Here is a 16,179-nt window from a genome sequence, read left to right as displayed (position 1 = left end):
CATGGCCGCCTATCAATATGTCTACCACATGCAGGGTGTCTCCAAGACCTATCCCGGTGGCAAGAAGTGCTTTGAAAACATCCACCTGAGCTTTCTGCCCGGCGTGAAAATCGGTGTTGTCGGCGTCAACGGCGCGGGTAAATCGACGCTGATGAAGATCATGGCCGGCCTCGACACCGATTTCACCGGTGAGGCTTGGGCCGCCGAGGGTGCCAAGGTCGGCTATCTGCCGCAGGAACCGCAGCTGGATGAATCGCTGACGGTCCGCGAAAACGTCATGCTGGGCGTGGCCGCGAAAAAGGCCAAGGTCGACCGGTTCAACGAAATCGCCATGGAGATCGCCGAGAACTACTCGGACGAGCTGATGGAGGAAATGACCACCCTGCAGGACGCCATCGACGCGGAAAACCTGTGGGACCTCGACAGCCAGATCGACGTCTCGATGGAGGCGCTGCGCTGCCCGCCGGACGACGCCAACATCGCAAACCTCTCGGGGGGTGAGAAACGCCGTGTGGCGCTGTGCAAGCTGCTGCTGGAAGCGCCCGACATGCTGCTGCTCGACGAACCGACCAACCACCTGGACGCCGAGACGATCGCCTGGCTGCAACAGCACCTGATCGACTACAAAGGCACCATCCTGATCGTCACCCACGACCGGTATTTCCTGGATGACATTACTGGCTGGATTCTGGAGCTCGACCGCGGTCGCGGCATTCCTTACGAGGGCAACTACTCCGCGTGGCTGGAACAAAAGGCCAAACGGCTGGAGCAGGAAGCCCGCGAGGACAAGTCCAAGCAAAAGACCCTGCAGCGCGAACTGGAATGGATGCGTCAGGGCCAGAAGGCCCGTCAGGCCAAATCCAAGGCCCGGATCAACGCCTATAACGAACTGGCCGAACAGTCCGAGCGGGAAAAGCTGACCCGCGCCCAGATCGTCATCCCCAACGGCCAGCGCCTTGGCGGCAAGGTGATCGAAGTTGAGGGCCTGTCGAAACACATGGGCGACAAGCAACTGATCGAAGGGCTGGACTTTGCCCTGCCCCCCGGCGGCATCGTCGGCGTCATCGGCCCCAACGGCGCCGGTAAATCAACCCTGTTCAAGATGCTCACCGGTCAGGAACAGCCCGACAGCGGCACCATCACGCTGGGCGACACGGTCGAGCTGTCTTATGTCGACCAGTCCCGCGACGACCTGAAAGACAACGACACCGTGTGGGAGGCGATCACCGGTGGCGCCGAGATCATCCAATTGGGTGACGCGCAGGTCAATTCCCGCGCCTATTGCTCGTCCTTCAACTTCAAGGGCGGTGACCAGCAGAAGAAGGTCTCATTGCTGTCAGGGGGTGAGCGCAACCGCGTCCACATGGCCCGCCTGCTGAAAGAGGGCGGCAACGTACTGCTGCTGGATGAACCGACCAACGATCTGGACGTCGAAACCCTGCGCGCACTCGAAGACGCGCTGGTCGATTTCGCCGGCTGCGCCGTTGTCATCTCACACGACCGCTTCTTCCTCGACCGGATTTGCACGCATATCCTAGCGTTCGAAGGCGATGCCCACGTGGAGTGGTTCGAGGGCAACTTCGAGGATTACGAAGAGGACAAAAAGCGCCGTCTGGGACCGGACGCGCTGGAGCCCAAGCGATTGAAGCATAAGAAGTTTGCTAGGTAGGTTTTCGAATGGGCGCAGTCGCGCCTAGTCGAGCGGAACGGAAACCGAGTGAGATGGAGTTTGACCCATCCTTCCGCCGGCGCAATCTTACCCATTTCCGCGCTGCGGCCCTGTCCAAAAAAAATGGGCCAATTCACTTACTCAGAAAATTTGCTCTAAGGACAACAATGACAGAACTTCAACAGGCAATCCAAAGCGCATGTCAAACCGTGGCGCTACTTAGCAAAGCACGGTGTGTCAGGTCCTACGATCAAAAACCGGACAGTAAATTTAAGATGTTGTACCCTTGGCCAAACGAAAAGGGTCGAAACATTGAGTTATCATCATTTGCAGCCTCAAGGGGGTTGTCTGTAAACTCAACTTTACGAGTCAAATCGCTATTTGTTTCCTATGACACGTACCGAGAGCTTAAGAAAATCCACTTGCCAGAGGTGGATCGCATGCGCGTTAGCCGTATGTTGCTTGATGTAATGCAGATCGTGGAGGGGGGCAAAAAAAATCTCTGGTGTTACCGCGGTCTGGGATACAACCGCACATCCAGACCGAGTTGTCCCTCAGTCGATGTCAGACACAGCCGGGCTGGAAGAGTTTGTTAGACACTCAGACAGTATGTTTATGTTTGACAGGCACGACGCAAACGAGAGTGTTAAGTTTCGGCCGGTTGCCTTACCCGCTTTACTCAAAGCCATGCCTGAAATTAAAGATTTGGTGGTGGCCCATGCAGACCGTAGTGAGTTTGCGGGTGAGGCTGTCGACAACAAAAGCCGAAGCCGCCGGAGCGTCGTTCATCAGGGAAACCAAGATTACCTGCAAAAAGTCTTGAAACATACGAACGATTCTGTTCGTAAACTTGTCGGCGATTGCGAATGGTCACATGATCTCAGAAGGGTGATGTCGGATTTCTAAGAGCAGACTGCAATCCTAGGACCAGCGCGCGCTCCCCTTTCGCCAACTGGTAGGCCGGGCTTCAGCCCGGCACCCCTCGAAACACCCACACCTTTACCAAAATCCGCCGATCAATGGCCTGAAACCCCTTCAATTGCTCTGAGGGAAATGGTGGATGCCGGGCTGAAGCCCGGCCTACGGGGGGTGTTCTTTGTTTCACCACTCTCCGAATGCGCCGTCCGTCACACCACCGCTCCATTCCGGATCAGCAAGCGTAGGATGGGGTTTCACCCCATCACCCACTCAACGACCCTACCCGAACACCCGCACGATCTGTTCCCGCGCACCAAACTTCTTCTAAACTCCAACCTCTCAAATGATGGGGTGAAACCCCATCCTACGGCTCACCGAACGTGCCATCGGTGACCACACCACTCCATTGCGGATCAACCCGGCCCGCGCGAATATCGCGGTGTATCGACGAATACGGCCAATCGGCCGGTTGCTCCACCAACCCATGTTTGACCGGATTGCCCCAACAATACGCCATATGATTGCGGTAATCCCGTTCGTCCCGGATGCAATGTTCCCAAAACCGGCGTTGCCATACAGGCGCTTCGCGTTTATCGGCTCGTAGGCCGGGCTTCAGCCCGGCATACCTGCCGGATGTCACTACAGGCAATTCCCTGGGCACGAGTGCCGGGCTGAAGCCCGGCCTACAACTTGCCTTATTCACACGCATGTTAAACCGTGCCTTGATCGCGCCCCACCGCGTCGAATAATCCGCATCCCCAGGTGGCAGGGTCCATACTGCATGCAAATGATCCGGCAACACAACAAACGCATCGCACCAGAATGGCCGCTCCCTCTGCGTCATCGCAAAGGCGCCCTCAGATGCGCCACTTCGCGCGTCAAAAGGTCCGACGATCGATCGGCCAAAGAAACGGTGAAGAAATAACTGGCGCCAGGAATGCGGACACGCCGATAGTTGGACATGCATCCGGTTTACGGCAGCTATGACTACCAACTCGTAAAGGGGTGGACTGAAACGGTAAGGGACCGGAAGGACGGGCGGTTCCACCCATCCAGCGACTGGTTGCATACGCGATGGCGAGACGCCAAAGCACCGCGCCATCGGATTACATAATTCACTTTCGAAATACCAAGGGGTCGTTCGTTGCCGCGCCTACCCGGACCGGCTGCCACCCATCCGTCTGAACCCGAACAGTCCCGCCAAAGCACCGATCAGCAACAACCCAGTGGCCGGAATTGGGACGGCAGAGACATTCACTTCTGTCACGGTACCTTCCGACCCGGGCTCTTCGCACCACAATTCACAGAAGTCGGGCTCTGTAACTTCCGTCAATTCCTCATCCTGTTCGATGGGATCCTGTTCGATTGGGTCCTGCTCCTGCTCCAACTCCAGCTCTTCAAGATGCCGAATTTCTTCGAGGTGGCGATCAGAGGTTGCTGCCGACTGGATGATTCGGAACATGTCCCATTCCATATCCTCACGGGATTTTTCGCTCGAATACGTGGACAACTGATTGGTTTCCCGTTCGATACCATCAGGCAACGGGCTTTCCCAATCAACTGTAACAGTCAATGCATCGGTAGAACCAGCCCAGCAAAGGACCGCAAATGTACAAACAAGTCTCATATCCGCCCCCACGGTTATGAACGTTACTATAGCACCAAAAGTCTGCTTTTCAAAACATCGTAATATCTGAATAAAATCCGAGGGTTGTGGGCGGCCCTGCTTCTCTACCCAATTGTTTTTCGGGTGCTCTGCGACTCGGGGCTCAACTGACGATTGCCCAGGCACGGTCCATGGTGGTAGGCGCAACCATCGTTCCTGCTCAGGTTGTCGAAATCGCGGCCCCCGTATCAGGTTCGACATGCGCGGGATTCGGGCCGAACCCTTCGGCGGGAAACCGTTCAAAACGCGCTGCAGGCCCTTAAACCGTTGTACAAAGCACACAAACTCCCTTGTCACACGCCCTGCGCGGTGCCATATCCCGGTTGCTTACGTTTTTCTATTTCGACCTACTGTCTCCGTTTCCGGCGCTCAGTCTATCGATCCAGACCGACGACGCCAGGCTGCCGCAACCCCGTGGGCAGCATCAAAACAGGAGACAACGGACATGCCAGCAGGCACCGTAAAATGGTTCAACACCACCAAAGGCTACGGCTTTATCGCACCCGAAGATGGCGGCAAAGACATCTTCGTACACATCTCGGCCGTGGAACGTTCCGGCCTGACCGGTCTGGCCGACAACCAGAAAGTCACGTACGAGCTGCGCTCGGGTCGTGACGGCCGCGAAAGCGCGGACAATATCGAACTGGCCTGACCAGTTAAAAAGGGCGGAGAATCTCTCCGCCCTTTTTCTTGCCGCGCCCTTGAACTGTGGCGCGCAAAATACATCACAATCCCTTTATCAGTGCGCAGCGATTGACCGGATCGTGTATCCTTCCGAGACTGAATTCATGTTTTTCATGAAGGATAGGTGAGCCCACCATGTTCACGCGCCGTGTATTTCTTGCATCGACAGCAGCAGCCAGCCTCACACCGGGAATGAGCCTGGCCAAGAAGAAAGCCGTCGAATACGACCCCACGCCGCAGGTGGTCCGGATCAAGAAACAGTTTCAGCCTGGTCAGTTGCTGGTCGTGCCACGCTCGTTCTATCTGTATTTCGTGACCGAGCCGCGCAAGGCGATCCGCTATGGCTGCGGGGTCGGCAAAGCCGGGTTGGAATTCACCGGCACCGCGACAATCGACGTGAAGAAGGAATGGCCGACGTGGCGGCCAACGGACGAAATGATCGAGCGGGAACCGGTGACTTACGCCAAATTCAAGGACAACGATTATGTCCAGCCCGGCGGAGGAGACAATCCACTGGGGGCCCGGGCGCTCTATCTGTTCCAAAACGGCGTCGACACCTATTTCCGCATTCACGGTACAACACAGCCGCAGACCATTGGGCGGGCGGTGTCAAACGGCTGCATCCGAATGCTGAACGAGCATGTGATTGACCTTTACCAGCGCGTACCATTGGGTACGGTGGTCAGTGTGGTTTAATCCGATCAGGGTGCTGACCAATCCACATCCGCAGCCTGCTCGATCCTTAACCGCCCTTCTGGCCACGGGCGTGCAAGGCTTTGCGCTTCAGCCTCGGTTCCGGTCAGCCATCCCGGCACATCGGACAGGTTCAGCAAAACCCCCATGCGATGATGGATCGGCCGGACATCGGCGTTCGGTTCGCAGGTCACTGCGGCAACCTGATTGACGCATAGTCCGCCGGGGGCCTGCCAGGTGTCCTTAATCGCCGCAAATATCAGCGGCGCGCCGTCAACCGAGGAAATGCGCCACGCTGTCTTGCGCCGTTTCTCTCCGGTCCATTCGTACCAGCCGTCGACAGGAATCACCGCCCTGCCCACACCCTGAAACGCCGTCTTGTCAAACACCGTTTCGGATCTTGCGTTGATGATCGTCTCCATCACCGGGCGGCCCCGCGCGTTGACCCGCCCCACCGGGATCATGCCCCAGCGCATCGGCGCCAGCCCCGCGCTTGTCAGGGTCATCACCTCCTGCCCCGGCTGAATGTTATGACGCGGCGGCTGAGCGGCAACCTCAGCGGAAACACCCAGAAACCGGGCAATCTCGGAAATGGGCCGCGTCAAAAAAAACCGCCCCGGCATGATGCGCTCCTATCGGTTTGCGTTCCCGACCAGCTTGAGAACATCTGGCCCAAGCGCCTCGACAATCAGGGCCACGCCCTGTGCATTGGGATGAATGCCGTCAGCCTGCATGAACCCAAGCGCGGCAGTCGGATCGCCCCCGGCATCAAGACCGGCAAAAAAGCTTTCTGCATAAAGCGTTCCGTGTTTCTGCGCCAATTCAGGATAGATAGCGTCAAAGGCCTGTTTGTAGTCAGGGCCAAAGTTTCCCGGCGCTTCCATCCCGATCAGCAAGACCTCGACATCGGCCGCTTTGGTGGTCTGCAGGATGGTATCGAGGTTCTCACGCGACACCGCAGGATCAACACCGCGCAACAGATCATTGGCCCCGAGGGCAACGATTACGCCATCGACTTCCGGTGTCAGCGTCCATTCGATACGCGCCGCGCCGCCGGCTGTTGTGTCCCCCGACACACCTGCGTTGATCAGCGTCACCTCGGCGCCGCGATCTTCAAGCCAGCGGCCGAGCTGAGGGACAAATCCCTCCTGCTCGGGCAAGCCATAGCCATGCGTCAGAGAATCCCCTACCGCCGCGATGACCACCGGTTCGGCTGTGGCCGCAAAGCCGCAAAAGACAAACAGGCCCGACATCAAGGTCTTGCGCAAGGTCCCAACCGCTCCATATCCCAAATGACCGCTCCTTTTCGGAAAGACTGATGACGTCACCAGTTCTTACGCTCCAAGATGCCTCATTGTCGCTGGATGGCAATGCCGGTCGGGTGAATATCCTGCATGGTATCAACCTGACTGTGCGGCAGGGTGAAACGATGGGCCTGGTCGGACCGTCCGGGTCAGGCAAATCCTCACTTCTGATGCTGATGGGTGGGCTTGAACAGGCGACCCGTGGGACCGTCTCGGCGCTTGGGCGCGATCTGACAGGGCTGGACGAAGACACTTTGGCGCGTTTCAGGCGCGACTACATGGGTGTTGTGTTTCAGAACTTTCACCTGATCCCGACAATGACCGCGCTTGAAAACGTCGCCACGCCACTGGAACTGGCTGGTCACAAGGATGCGTTCACCCGCGCCGAGGCCGAGCTTGAAGCCGTTGGACTGTCGCACCGGCGCAATCACTACCCGGCGCAGTTGTCGGGCGGGGAACAGCAGCGCGTTGCCCTTGCCCGCGCATCGGCCCCCCGGCCGCAGATCCTGCTGGCGGATGAACCGACCGGCAATCTGGACGAAAGCAATGGCGCCGCCATTGTCGAGCTGTTGTTTGGGTTGCGGGACAAACACGGTGCCACCCTTGTTCTGGTAACGCACAGCCACGCACTGGCCCGGAAATGCGACCGAGTCGTGCGCTTGCGGGATGGCCGCATTGCCGGGGATGCCCAACAGGAGGCCGCTGAATGAGCCTGCGGCTGGCCGGACGGTTGGCGCGCCGTGAACTGCGCGGCGGATTGCAGGGATTTCGCGTGTTTCTGGCCTGCCTTGCGCTGGGTGTCGCCGCGATCGCCGCAGTGGGTTCAGTCCGGCATGCGATTCAGGCTGGCTTGGCCCAAGAGGGCGCCGCCCTTTTGGGTGGGGACGCGCAGCTGGAATTCACCTACCGCTATGCCAGCGACGAAGAACGCAGCTGGATGAACGCTTCAGCTCGGCAAGTATCCGAAATCGTCGACTTCCGGTCCATGGCTGTCACGCAACACGATGACGGTCCGGGCCGCGCCTTGACACAGGTGAAGGCGGTCGATGACGCCTACCCATTGCTTGGCTCTGTCACGCTGGAGCCCGCGATGTCCCTGCCAGTTGCGTTGAACGGTCAGGACGATCTGCCCGGAGCGGTGATGGACCCCGCCCTGATGGATCGGCTGAACCTGGAGGCAGGGGACACCGTCACGCTCGGGACGCAGGAGTTTGTCGTAATGGCCGCGCTGATGTTCGAGCCGGACGGGGCCGCTGACGGATTCGGATTGGGGCCGCGTACCTTGGTGCGCACTCAAGACCTGAGCAAATCGGGTTTGCTGGAACCCGGCACGCTGTTCTCCACGAAATACCGGCTGGACCTGCCGCCCGCCGCAGATCTTGCCACCCTGTCGACCGAAGCAAAAGAAGCCTTTGACGGCACCGGCATGCGCTGGACAGATGCTCGCAACGGTGCCCCTGGCATCGCTGAGTTCGTCGCAAGGCTCAGCGCCTTTCTGGTGCTTGTAGGTCTGTCGGGTCTGGCCGTAGGCGGCATCGGCATCTCGGCAGCGGTGCGGGCGTACCTGTCACAAAAGACGGAAACGGTTGCCACATTGCGCACCCTTGGTGCCGACCGTGCCACGATTTTTCAAACATACATGATCCAGATCGGCATTTTGTCCGTGATCGGCATCGCGCTGGGCCTAGCCCTGGGCGGCGCTGCCCCCCTGGTGCTTTCATCGCTGATCGAAAGCCGGTTGCCTGTTCCCGCTGTATTCTCGATCTATCCCCAGCCATTGGCCGAGGCTGCCCTCTACGGCGTTCTGACGGCGTTCCTGTTCACTCTCTGGCCGCTGGCCAGAACCGAAGAGGTCCGCGCCGCAACCTTGTTTCGCGACGCCCTGACATCGGCGCGGTTCTTTCCCCGTCCTGCTTACGTGATCGCCACCGCAGTGGGCCTTGCTCTCCTGATCTCAGCCGCCGCATGGTTCAGCGGCTCCGCCCGCCTGACCCTGTGGACCAGCGGCGGCCTGGCCGGAGCGATGGCTTTGCTGGCCGCAACCGCGTGGATCATAAGACGGGTTGCCCGAGCCGGCGCCTCGGCGACACGCGGGCGGCCCGCCTTGCGCTGGGCCCTGTCGGCCATCTCTGACCCGCGCGAAGGTGCTGGTCCCGTCGTGCTGTCGCTTGGGTTGGGGCTGTCGGTGCTGGCGGCCGTCGGGCAGATTGACGGAACATTGCGCAACGCAATCTCGGGCAATCTGCCGGACGTGGCGCCGTCTTACTTCTTTGTCGACATCCAGAAAGACCAGATGCCCGGGTTCATGGAACGGCTGGAAACCGACCCGGCGGTCAGCCGCATCGAAAGTGCGCCAATGCTGCGCGGAATCATAACCGGGATCAACGGACAGCCTGCACGCGAGGTGGCTGGCGATCACTGGGTGCTGGACGGAGACCGGGGGATCACCTATTCCGAACGTCCCCCCAAGAACGCGCGCATCACCAAAGGGGAATGGTGGTCAGATGACTATTCCGGCGCGCCGCAGGTCAGTTTTGCCGCGGAAGAAGCTGCTGAGATGGGTCTCAAGCTGGGCGATGAGTTGACGGTTAACATTCTCGGCCGGGACATCACGGCCCGGCTGACCTCTCTGCGTGAGGTTGACTTCTCAACCGCCGGAATGGGGTTTGTCATGTCCATGAACCCCGGCGCGCTGGCCGGGGCACCGCACAGTTTCATCGCAACGGTCTATGCCGAAGAACAGGCCGAGGCCGCCATACTACGCGATCTGGCAGGGCAATTTCCCAACATCACCGCGATCCGTGTGCGGGACGCGATCGACCGGGTTTCCGGCCTGCTTGCCGGGTTGGCATCGGCCACGTCTTACGGGGCCGGGGTATCTTTGCTGACCGGGTTTCTCGTGCTGATCGGCGCGGCCGCCGCCGGAGAGCCCGCGCGCCGCTACGAGGCCGCGATCCTGAAAACGCTCGGGGCTGGCCGCCGCCGCATTCTTCTCAGCTTTGCATTGCGCGCCGTACTTCTTGGCACGGCAGCCGGAGGCGTGGCCCTGCTGGCCGGCATCACCGGCGGTTGGGCCGTGGCAACGTTCATTTTTGACACCGGCTTCACGATCATCTGGCCATCCGCGCTTGCCATCGTTCTGGCCGGAATCGCGGTGACCACAGGAGCCGGTCTGGTCTTTGCCCTGCGCCCTCTGGCTGTCAGGCCGGCGCGCATCCTGCGCGCCGCCGGTTAGGTCTCAGCGAACACAGGCCACCGGCTGCAAAATCTGCAACAAGCGATCATTATCACAGACCAGCGCGTCCAGTGTGATTTCATCCAGCGACGCATAAAACACTTCGGCTGCATCCCGCAGGGCCAGCCGCAATCGACAGGCATCGGTCAGCGGGCATGTGTTGTCCGCATCGGCAAAGCACTCGGTAATCGGCAGGTTGCCTTCCACATGGCGAAACACCGACCCGATCCGGATCTGTTCCGCCGGACGGGCCAGCATCATGCCGCCGTTGCGCCCGCGTCGCGTGTTCAGATAGTTCAGCTGGCTGAGCTGGTTGATCACCTGCGCCAGATGGTTTTCCGAGATGTTGCACACTTCGGCAATCTCAGCCTTTGTCACCAGCCGATCCTGATGCGCCGCGCAATACATCAGCAGGCGCACTGCAATATTCGTCCGTTTGGTAATCCGCATCACAGGCCTCCCAAATATCAAGATGCAGTTTTATTGCATGTTCCGCAAAAAAGCGGTTTGACATACATCAATCGAGATCCAGGACGGCGCAGCGCATGAAAGACCCGTATTTCTTCGGTTATGGCAGCCTGGTCAATCTGGCCACCCATGACTTTCCCGATCCGCATCCGGCCCGGCTGAAGGGCTGGCGGCGCGCATGGCGACATACCGACCTGCGCGAGGTGGCGTTTCTGACCGCGGTACCTGACCCCGATTCCGAAATCGAAGGCATGATCGCGCATGTTCCAAAGAACGACTGGGCAGCGCTGGATCAGCGCGAATGGGCCTATGATCGCGTGACTGCGACGCAATCAGTGACCCACCCCCTGGCGCATGAGGTTGAAATCGCCGTCTATGCCGTTCCGCAGGATCGGCACAATGCGCCAAGCAACAAACATCCGCTGCTGCTCAGCTATATCGACGTGGTGGTGCAGGGTTATCTGCGCGCTTTCGGTCTGGACGGAGCAGATCGTTTCTTCGCCACCACGGACGGGTGGGACGCCCCGATCCTGAATGACCGCTCCGAACCCCGCTATCCGCGCCATCAACAGCTCCGCCCCGACGAAACAGACTTCGTCGACGACCGCCTGCGCAGTATCTCGGCAAACATCGTTCAAAACGCATAAAAAAGGGGCCGGATTCAACCAGCCCTCTTCATCTTTTTCAAAATACCTCGCCGAAGGCACGCGCCGCAAGGCGCGTTTCATCACCCCCGCGCGCGGATCACCCGCAACAGGGGCAACAGGGCCGACATCTCGGGCCCGCGTTCCATCCCCGTCAGCGCCTTGCGCAACGGCATGAACAGACCTTTGCCCTTGCGGCCGGTCGCTTCTTTCACGGCGCTGGTCCATTTACCCCAGGTTTCGCCGTCAAACGGGCCCTCCGGCAGCAGCGCCATCGCCTCAGCGATGAACGCGCGATCCTCATCGGCGATCAGTGGTTCCGCCCCTACGCGGCACAGCTCCCACCAGCCTTTCAAATCGCCCAGCGTGGTTATGTTCTCGCGCGCCATGGCCCAGAACGGCTCGGCCAGATCCGCCGGAACACCGGCATCGGCAACAGCATCAGCCACATCGGCAAGCGACAGTGATTGCAAATACTTCGCGGTCAGCGGGAACAGGTCCTGCACGTCAAACTTGGTGGGCGCGGCACCAAAGCGGCTTACGTCGAACCCGTCAATCAATTCGGCCATATCCGCGCGCAGTTCGACCGGGTCGGACGATCCCAGACGTGCCATCAGGCTCAGCAAGGCCATCGGCTGCACGCCCTGTTCACGCAGATCCCGCAGCGCCAACGTGCCTAGACGTTTTGACAGCGCCTCGCCCTGCGGACCGGTCAGCAAAGAATGGTGGGCAAAGCGCGGGCAGGTGCCGCCCAGTGCCCTGATGATCTGAATCTGGGTCGCCGTGTTGGTTACATGGTCCGAGCCGCGGACCACGTCGGTCACGCCCATCTCAGTGTCATCCACAACGGAAGCGATCGTATAAAGAACCTGACCGTCACCACGGATCAGCACCGGATCGGAAACCGAGGCTGCATCGATCGAGATGTCGCCCAGAATACCGTCGGTCCACTCGATCCGCTCGTGATCCAGCTTGAAGCGCCAGACCCCGTTGCCACGTTCGGCGCGCAGCGCGTCTTTCTCGGCCTCGCTGAGGTTCAGCGCAGCGCGGTCATAGACCGGCGGTTTGCCCATGTTCAGTTGCTTCTTACGCTTCAGGTCCAGTTCGGTCGGCGTCTCGAAAGCCTCGTAGAACCGCCCCATCTCGCGCAGCTTGTCGGCGGCCTCGGCATAACGGTCCAGACGCTCGGATTGACGTTCGACCCGATCCCAGTGCAGGCCCAGCCATTCAAGGTCCTGCTTGATGGCATCGACATATTCTTCCTTCGACCGCTCAGGATCGGTGTCGTCGATGCGCAAGATGAACGTACCGCCGTTTTTGCGGGCAATCAGATAGTTCATCAGGGCAGTGCGCAGGTTGCCCACGTGGATGTAACCGGTGGGTGACGGGGCGAAGCGGGTGGTGGTCATGGATATCTCCTGTTGGCGCGGCTCTTGTCACATGAGGGGCGTTTTGTCCAGCAAGCGAATGAGGCCCCGGGCAGGATTGCGCGCGCCAGGAAAGGCTCAGGTCGGCTCGACTTGCCAATGCCGGCCCAGATCTTGAAGCCCCGCGACGATCAGCTCGGACAGAACCGCAGTATCGATATCCGCCAGCTTGTTCACGTAAAGACACGATTTCCCAAGTTTGTGTTTTCCCAGCCGGGACAGGATGTCACCGAAATCAGCATAACCGGGCATGATGTAGATAGAATGCGCCGCCTTGCGCGGGGAAAACCCGGTTGCCAGAAAGTCTCCTTCGCGCCCGGATTTATAGCGATAATGATAGCGGCCATACCCGATGATCGAAGGTCCCCACATCACCGGTTCAAATCCGGTTGCTTCGCGAAACAGCGCATCCAGCACCCGGGCCTCGTCTGCCTTTCGCAGTGGCAGGACGGATGACAAAAACCCGTTAACGGCCTGCCCTGTCGGCTGTGTTTTGTTTTCGGATCGGGACATGAGCAAAAATTAACACGTAATGTTTATCCGTGCAGCCCATGTCAGGCGGGTAAAATATGGCAAACGACCCACAGCGGGCTAGTTAGCGGGCTGGTGTCCTGACAGGGAGAAACACAATGACCATCAATTTGACGAGAAGAGCAGCGCTCGGCGCTGCCGCAGCATTGCCATTTGCATCAGCTGCAACTCCGGTTATGGCCAATGATGCTGAAACCGGCGCAAACCCGACAACCGCCAGATCGTTCGCGCTTGGTGATTTCACTGTTACAACATTGCTGGATGGCAGCCTACCGCGCGACGGCGCAAAGGAAATATTCGGCGGCGGTGCATCGGACGAGGAATTCGCGAGGGTTTCCGCCGAGAACTTTATTCCAGACGACATGGCCCAGTTCTTCTTCACGCCAACGCTGGTCAATACCGGGTCCGAAATGGTGCTGTTCGACACAGGCCTCGGAAAAGGCGGTATTCAGGCGGCGCTGGCCGATGCCGGTGTGACACCTGATCAGATCGACGTGGTGGTCATCACCCACATGCACCCCGATCACATCGGGGGTATGACTACCAATGACGCACCGACCTTTCCGAATGCACGCTATGTGACCGCCTCGAACGAATACGATTTCTGGGCAGCGCAGGAGGCAGGAAACCGGGTCGGCGATCTGGTCGCAGCCAAGGTGACGCCACTGGCCGACAAGATGACCTTTATCGAAGACGGCGGCGATGTTGCGTCGGGCATCACGGCCATGTCTGCCTTTGGCCACACGCCCGGCCATATGGTCTATCACCTGGAAAGCAACGGTCGGCGTCTGATACTGACGGCAGATCTGGCGAACCATTATGTCTGGTCATTCGCCCATCCGGAATGGGAAGTCCGGTTCGACATGGACAAGGCGGCAGCCACCGCGGCACGGCGCAACGTGCTTGGGCTGCTGGCCGCCGACAAGGTGCCGATGATCGGATATCACATGCCATTTCCCGCAGCGGGATATGTCGAAACCCGGGGTGAAGGGTTTCGGTTTGTCCCCGTCAGTTATCAGATGATGGGCTGACCCCAAAGACACAGGATTTCATAGCGGACCCGGCCCGCCCTTGAACTAGGGCGGGTTTGTTGCGCGCGGATTTCCACCTGTCGCAACCTGCGGCGGCCTTGCCAGCAAAAGTTCAGATCGCGCAAAAGCCGCAAGACCGGAGGCCTGTTCGACTGGACCATCGCAGGCCAACGAGCCACAGCGCTACACCTCATCGAGCATCACTAGTTCTGTCTGTGCGACATTGTCCGGCCAGTCAGAAAGTTTGAAACCGCCTCTGGAACTCTGGGGCAGTTCACCGGCTGGGCGAATCGAATCCACACCTGGAAAGTGTCGTACTCATTGGCGAGTCTCTACCTGGTTGTATTGGGCATCAAACTGCCAACCTCCCGCGCTGAGTCACGCGGGTAATGGCCTATCAGAATGAGACAGGGTCAAGCCGTTACGAAGCCAGCACCCCCGTCCCTAGAATGACGGCACTGCATCCGAAATTTCATCAAAAGGGGAATCAAATGAGCATTTTGTCCAAACTGCTGACTACCACTGCAAGTGTTCTTGTATTGTCAATGACCCCAGCGGCGGCTGTTTTGACCGGCTTTGTCGCAACCTCCGCTTATGCCCAGGAAGGCGAAGGCGAGACTGAGGGTGGTGGTGAAACCGAGGGCGGTGGCGAAACCGAAGGCGGTGGCGAGACCGAGGGCGGTGACGAGACCGAAGGCGGTGGCGAGACCGAAGGCGGTGGCGAGACCGAAGGCGGTGGTGAAACCGAAGGCGGTGGCGAGACCGAAGGCGGTGGTGAAACCGAAGGCGGTGGCGAGACCGAAGGCGGTGGTGAAACCGATGGCAACTCGGGCGGTGATGAAGGCGGCAGCGAGACCGAAGACGATGGAGACACCGAAGGCAATTCGGGAGATGACGAAGGGTCCACCGAGAATGACGTAGAACGGCCGGGCGAAGATCGCTAACCAAACACGGTTGGTATTACCCGAAAAGCCGATTGATCAGAGCTTTGAAAGCTCAGGATCAAAATCCTTCGGGAAAGTTCAATAAAAAAGGCCGGTGCTGTCCCGCACCGGCCTTTCAACTCTGTACGATATCTTCAGTCGCGCAGCAGCTCGTTGATGCTGGTTTTCGAACGGGTTCTTTCGTCCACACGCTTCACGATTACGGCGCAATAGAGGCTGATATTGTTCTTCGACGGCATCGAACCCGCAACGACCACCGAATAGGGCGGAACCTCGCCATACATGACCTCACCGGTTTCGCGATCCACGATCTTTGTGGATTTACCGATGAATACCCCCATCCCCAGAACCGAACCTTCGCGGACGATGCAGCCTTCGACCACTTCCGAGCGGGCACCAATAAAGCAGTTGTCTTCGATGATGGTCGGACCGGCCTGCATGGGTTCAAGCACGCCGCCGATTCCGACGCCACCTGACAGGTGCACATTCTTGCCGATCTGCGCGCAGGATCCGACGGTGGCCCAGGTGTCGACCATGGTACCTTCGTCAACATAGGCGCCAAGGTTCACAAAGGACGGCATCAGAACCGCACCCGGTGCGATATAGGCTGACTTGCGGACAACACAGTTGGGCACGGCGCGAAACCCGGCGGCGCGCCACTGGCTCTCACCCCAACCGGCAAACTTGCTGTCGACCTTGTCCCACCAGCCACCGGCTTGTGGTCCGCCAGCGTGGATTTCCATATCTTTGATGCGAAAGCCCAGCAGCACTGCCTTTTTGGCCCACTGGTTCACGTGCCAATCGCCATTTTCCAGCTTCTCGGCAACGCGCAGCGATCCGCTGTCCAGCGCGTTCAGTGTTTCCTCAATCGCCTCTCTCTGCTCGCCGGAGCTGGCGGGCGAGATCGTGTCGCGAACCTCCCAGGCGGCTTCGATTGCGGCTTCCAGTTGCGCATTGGACATGAG

The 16,179-nt window shown here is 59.3% G+C and carries 16 protein-coding genes and 1 pseudogene; 9 read left to right on the top strand and 8 right to left on the bottom strand.

Translation table 11 applies throughout. From position 1 onward, the window contains the following. Position 1: 1 nt before the first annotated feature. Both ettA and ACR1XU_RS13205 read left to right on the top strand, forming a co-directional pair. Positions 2–1,669 (top strand): energy-dependent translational throttle protein EttA, encoded by a 1,668-nt coding sequence (gene ettA, locus ACR1XU_RS13210; protein ID WP_010442471.1) that lies wholly within the window; start codon positions 2–4, stop codon positions 1,667–1,669. A 609-nt stretch (positions 1,670–2,278) separates the two neighbouring features. Next, positions 2,279–2,575 carry a hypothetical protein gene (locus tag ACR1XU_RS13205; protein WP_480904291.1) on the top strand — a complete coding sequence of 99 codons (297 nt, stop codon included), beginning with the start codon at positions 2,279–2,281 and terminating at the stop codon, positions 2,573–2,575. Positions 2,576–2,951: 376 nt separating this feature from the next. Here the strand turns inward: ACR1XU_RS13205 and ACR1XU_RS13200 are convergent. Beyond that, positions 2,952–3,550 (bottom strand): annotated as a pseudogene (locus ACR1XU_RS13200) (REP-associated tyrosine transposase). 190 nt (positions 3,551–3,740) lie between these two features. After that, complete coding sequence (locus ACR1XU_RS13195; RefSeq protein ID WP_480915618.1) at positions 3,741–4,214, bottom strand: hypothetical protein; 474 nt, start codon at positions 4,212–4,214, stop codon at positions 3,741–3,743. A gap of 484 nt (positions 4,215–4,698) precedes the next feature. On the opposite strand from ACR1XU_RS13195, the gene ACR1XU_RS13190 reads away from it, so the two are divergent. Together ACR1XU_RS13190 and ACR1XU_RS13185 are read left to right on the top strand one after the other, a co-directional pair. Further along, on the top strand, positions 4,699–4,905 hold the full coding sequence (locus ACR1XU_RS13190) for a cold-shock protein (RefSeq protein ID WP_170378838.1): 207 nt from the start codon (positions 4,699–4,701) through the stop codon (positions 4,903–4,905). Positions 4,906–5,072: 167 nt separating this feature from the next. Further along, a complete protein-coding gene (locus ACR1XU_RS13185; protein WP_170679301.1) occupies positions 5,073–5,633 on the top strand; it encodes a L,D-transpeptidase in 561 nt (186 codons plus the stop codon). 5 nt (positions 5,634–5,638) lie between these two features. On the opposite strand, the gene ACR1XU_RS13180 is transcribed toward ACR1XU_RS13185, so the two are convergent. Continuing rightward, positions 5,639–6,253, bottom strand: a complete 615-nt coding sequence (locus ACR1XU_RS13180; RefSeq protein WP_480904284.1) for an SOS response-associated peptidase — start codon at positions 6,251–6,253, stop codon at positions 5,639–5,641. Positions 6,254–6,262: 9 nt separating this feature from the next. Next, positions 6,263–6,883, bottom strand: coding sequence for an arylesterase (locus ACR1XU_RS13175; protein WP_480904822.1), 621 nt, complete (start codon positions 6,881–6,883; stop codon positions 6,263–6,265). 65 nt (positions 6,884–6,948) lie between these two features. On the opposite strand from ACR1XU_RS13175, the gene ACR1XU_RS13170 reads away from it, so the two are divergent. Beyond that, positions 6,949–7,644, top strand: a complete 696-nt coding sequence (locus ACR1XU_RS13170) for an ABC transporter ATP-binding protein (protein WP_480904281.1) — start codon at positions 6,949–6,951, stop codon at positions 7,642–7,644. Beyond that, complete coding sequence (locus ACR1XU_RS13165; RefSeq protein WP_480915617.1) at positions 7,641–10,169, top strand: ABC transporter permease; 2,529 nt, start codon at positions 7,641–7,643, stop codon at positions 10,167–10,169. The genes ACR1XU_RS13170 and ACR1XU_RS13165 overlap by 4 nt, the downstream gene beginning before the upstream one ends. A gap of 3 nt (positions 10,170–10,172) precedes the next feature. Here the strand turns inward: ACR1XU_RS13165 and ACR1XU_RS13160 are convergent, their stop codons facing one another. Continuing rightward, a complete protein-coding gene (locus ACR1XU_RS13160; protein WP_480904275.1) occupies positions 10,173–10,619 on the bottom strand; it encodes an RrF2 family transcriptional regulator in 447 nt (148 codons plus the stop codon). Between the two features lie 95 nt (positions 10,620–10,714). Between ACR1XU_RS13160 and ACR1XU_RS13155 the strand changes: the two genes are divergently transcribed. Further along, a complete protein-coding gene (locus ACR1XU_RS13155; protein WP_170808372.1) occupies positions 10,715–11,284 on the top strand; it encodes a gamma-glutamylcyclotransferase family protein in 570 nt (189 codons plus the stop codon). Positions 11,285–11,364: 80 nt separating this feature from the next. Here the strand turns inward: ACR1XU_RS13155 and gltX are convergent, their stop codons facing one another. Together gltX and ACR1XU_RS13145 are read right to left on the bottom strand one after the other, a co-directional pair. Next, positions 11,365–12,690, bottom strand: a complete 1,326-nt coding sequence (gene gltX / locus ACR1XU_RS13150) for a glutamate--tRNA ligase (RefSeq protein WP_480904272.1) — start codon at positions 12,688–12,690, stop codon at positions 11,365–11,367. 96 nt (positions 12,691–12,786) lie between these two features. After that, positions 12,787–13,221 (bottom strand): DUF1801 domain-containing protein, encoded by a 435-nt coding sequence (locus ACR1XU_RS13145; protein ID WP_480904270.1) that lies wholly within the window; start codon positions 13,219–13,221, stop codon positions 12,787–12,789. Between the two features lie 116 nt (positions 13,222–13,337). Here ACR1XU_RS13145 and ACR1XU_RS13140 point away from each other — a divergent pair, with 116 nt between their 5' ends. Further along, a complete protein-coding gene (locus ACR1XU_RS13140; RefSeq protein ID WP_480904267.1) occupies positions 13,338–14,270 on the top strand; it encodes an MBL fold metallo-hydrolase in 933 nt (310 codons plus the stop codon). A 491-nt stretch (positions 14,271–14,761) separates the two neighbouring features. Next, positions 14,762–15,214, top strand: a complete 453-nt coding sequence (locus ACR1XU_RS13135; protein ID WP_480904264.1) for a hypothetical protein — start codon at positions 14,762–14,764, stop codon at positions 15,212–15,214. A 134-nt stretch (positions 15,215–15,348) separates the two neighbouring features. On the opposite strand, the gene dapD is transcribed toward ACR1XU_RS13135, so the two are convergent. After that, positions 15,349–16,176 carry a 2,3,4,5-tetrahydropyridine-2,6-dicarboxylate N-succinyltransferase gene (gene dapD / locus ACR1XU_RS13130; RefSeq protein WP_480812936.1) on the bottom strand — a complete coding sequence of 276 codons (828 nt, stop codon included), beginning with the start codon at positions 16,174–16,176 and terminating at the stop codon, positions 15,349–15,351. Positions 16,177–16,179: the final 3 nt, after the last annotated feature.

The organism is Ruegeria sp. D1(2025) (genome assembly GCF_056536425.1).
This window is presented reverse-complemented; position numbering and strand designations above follow the sequence as displayed.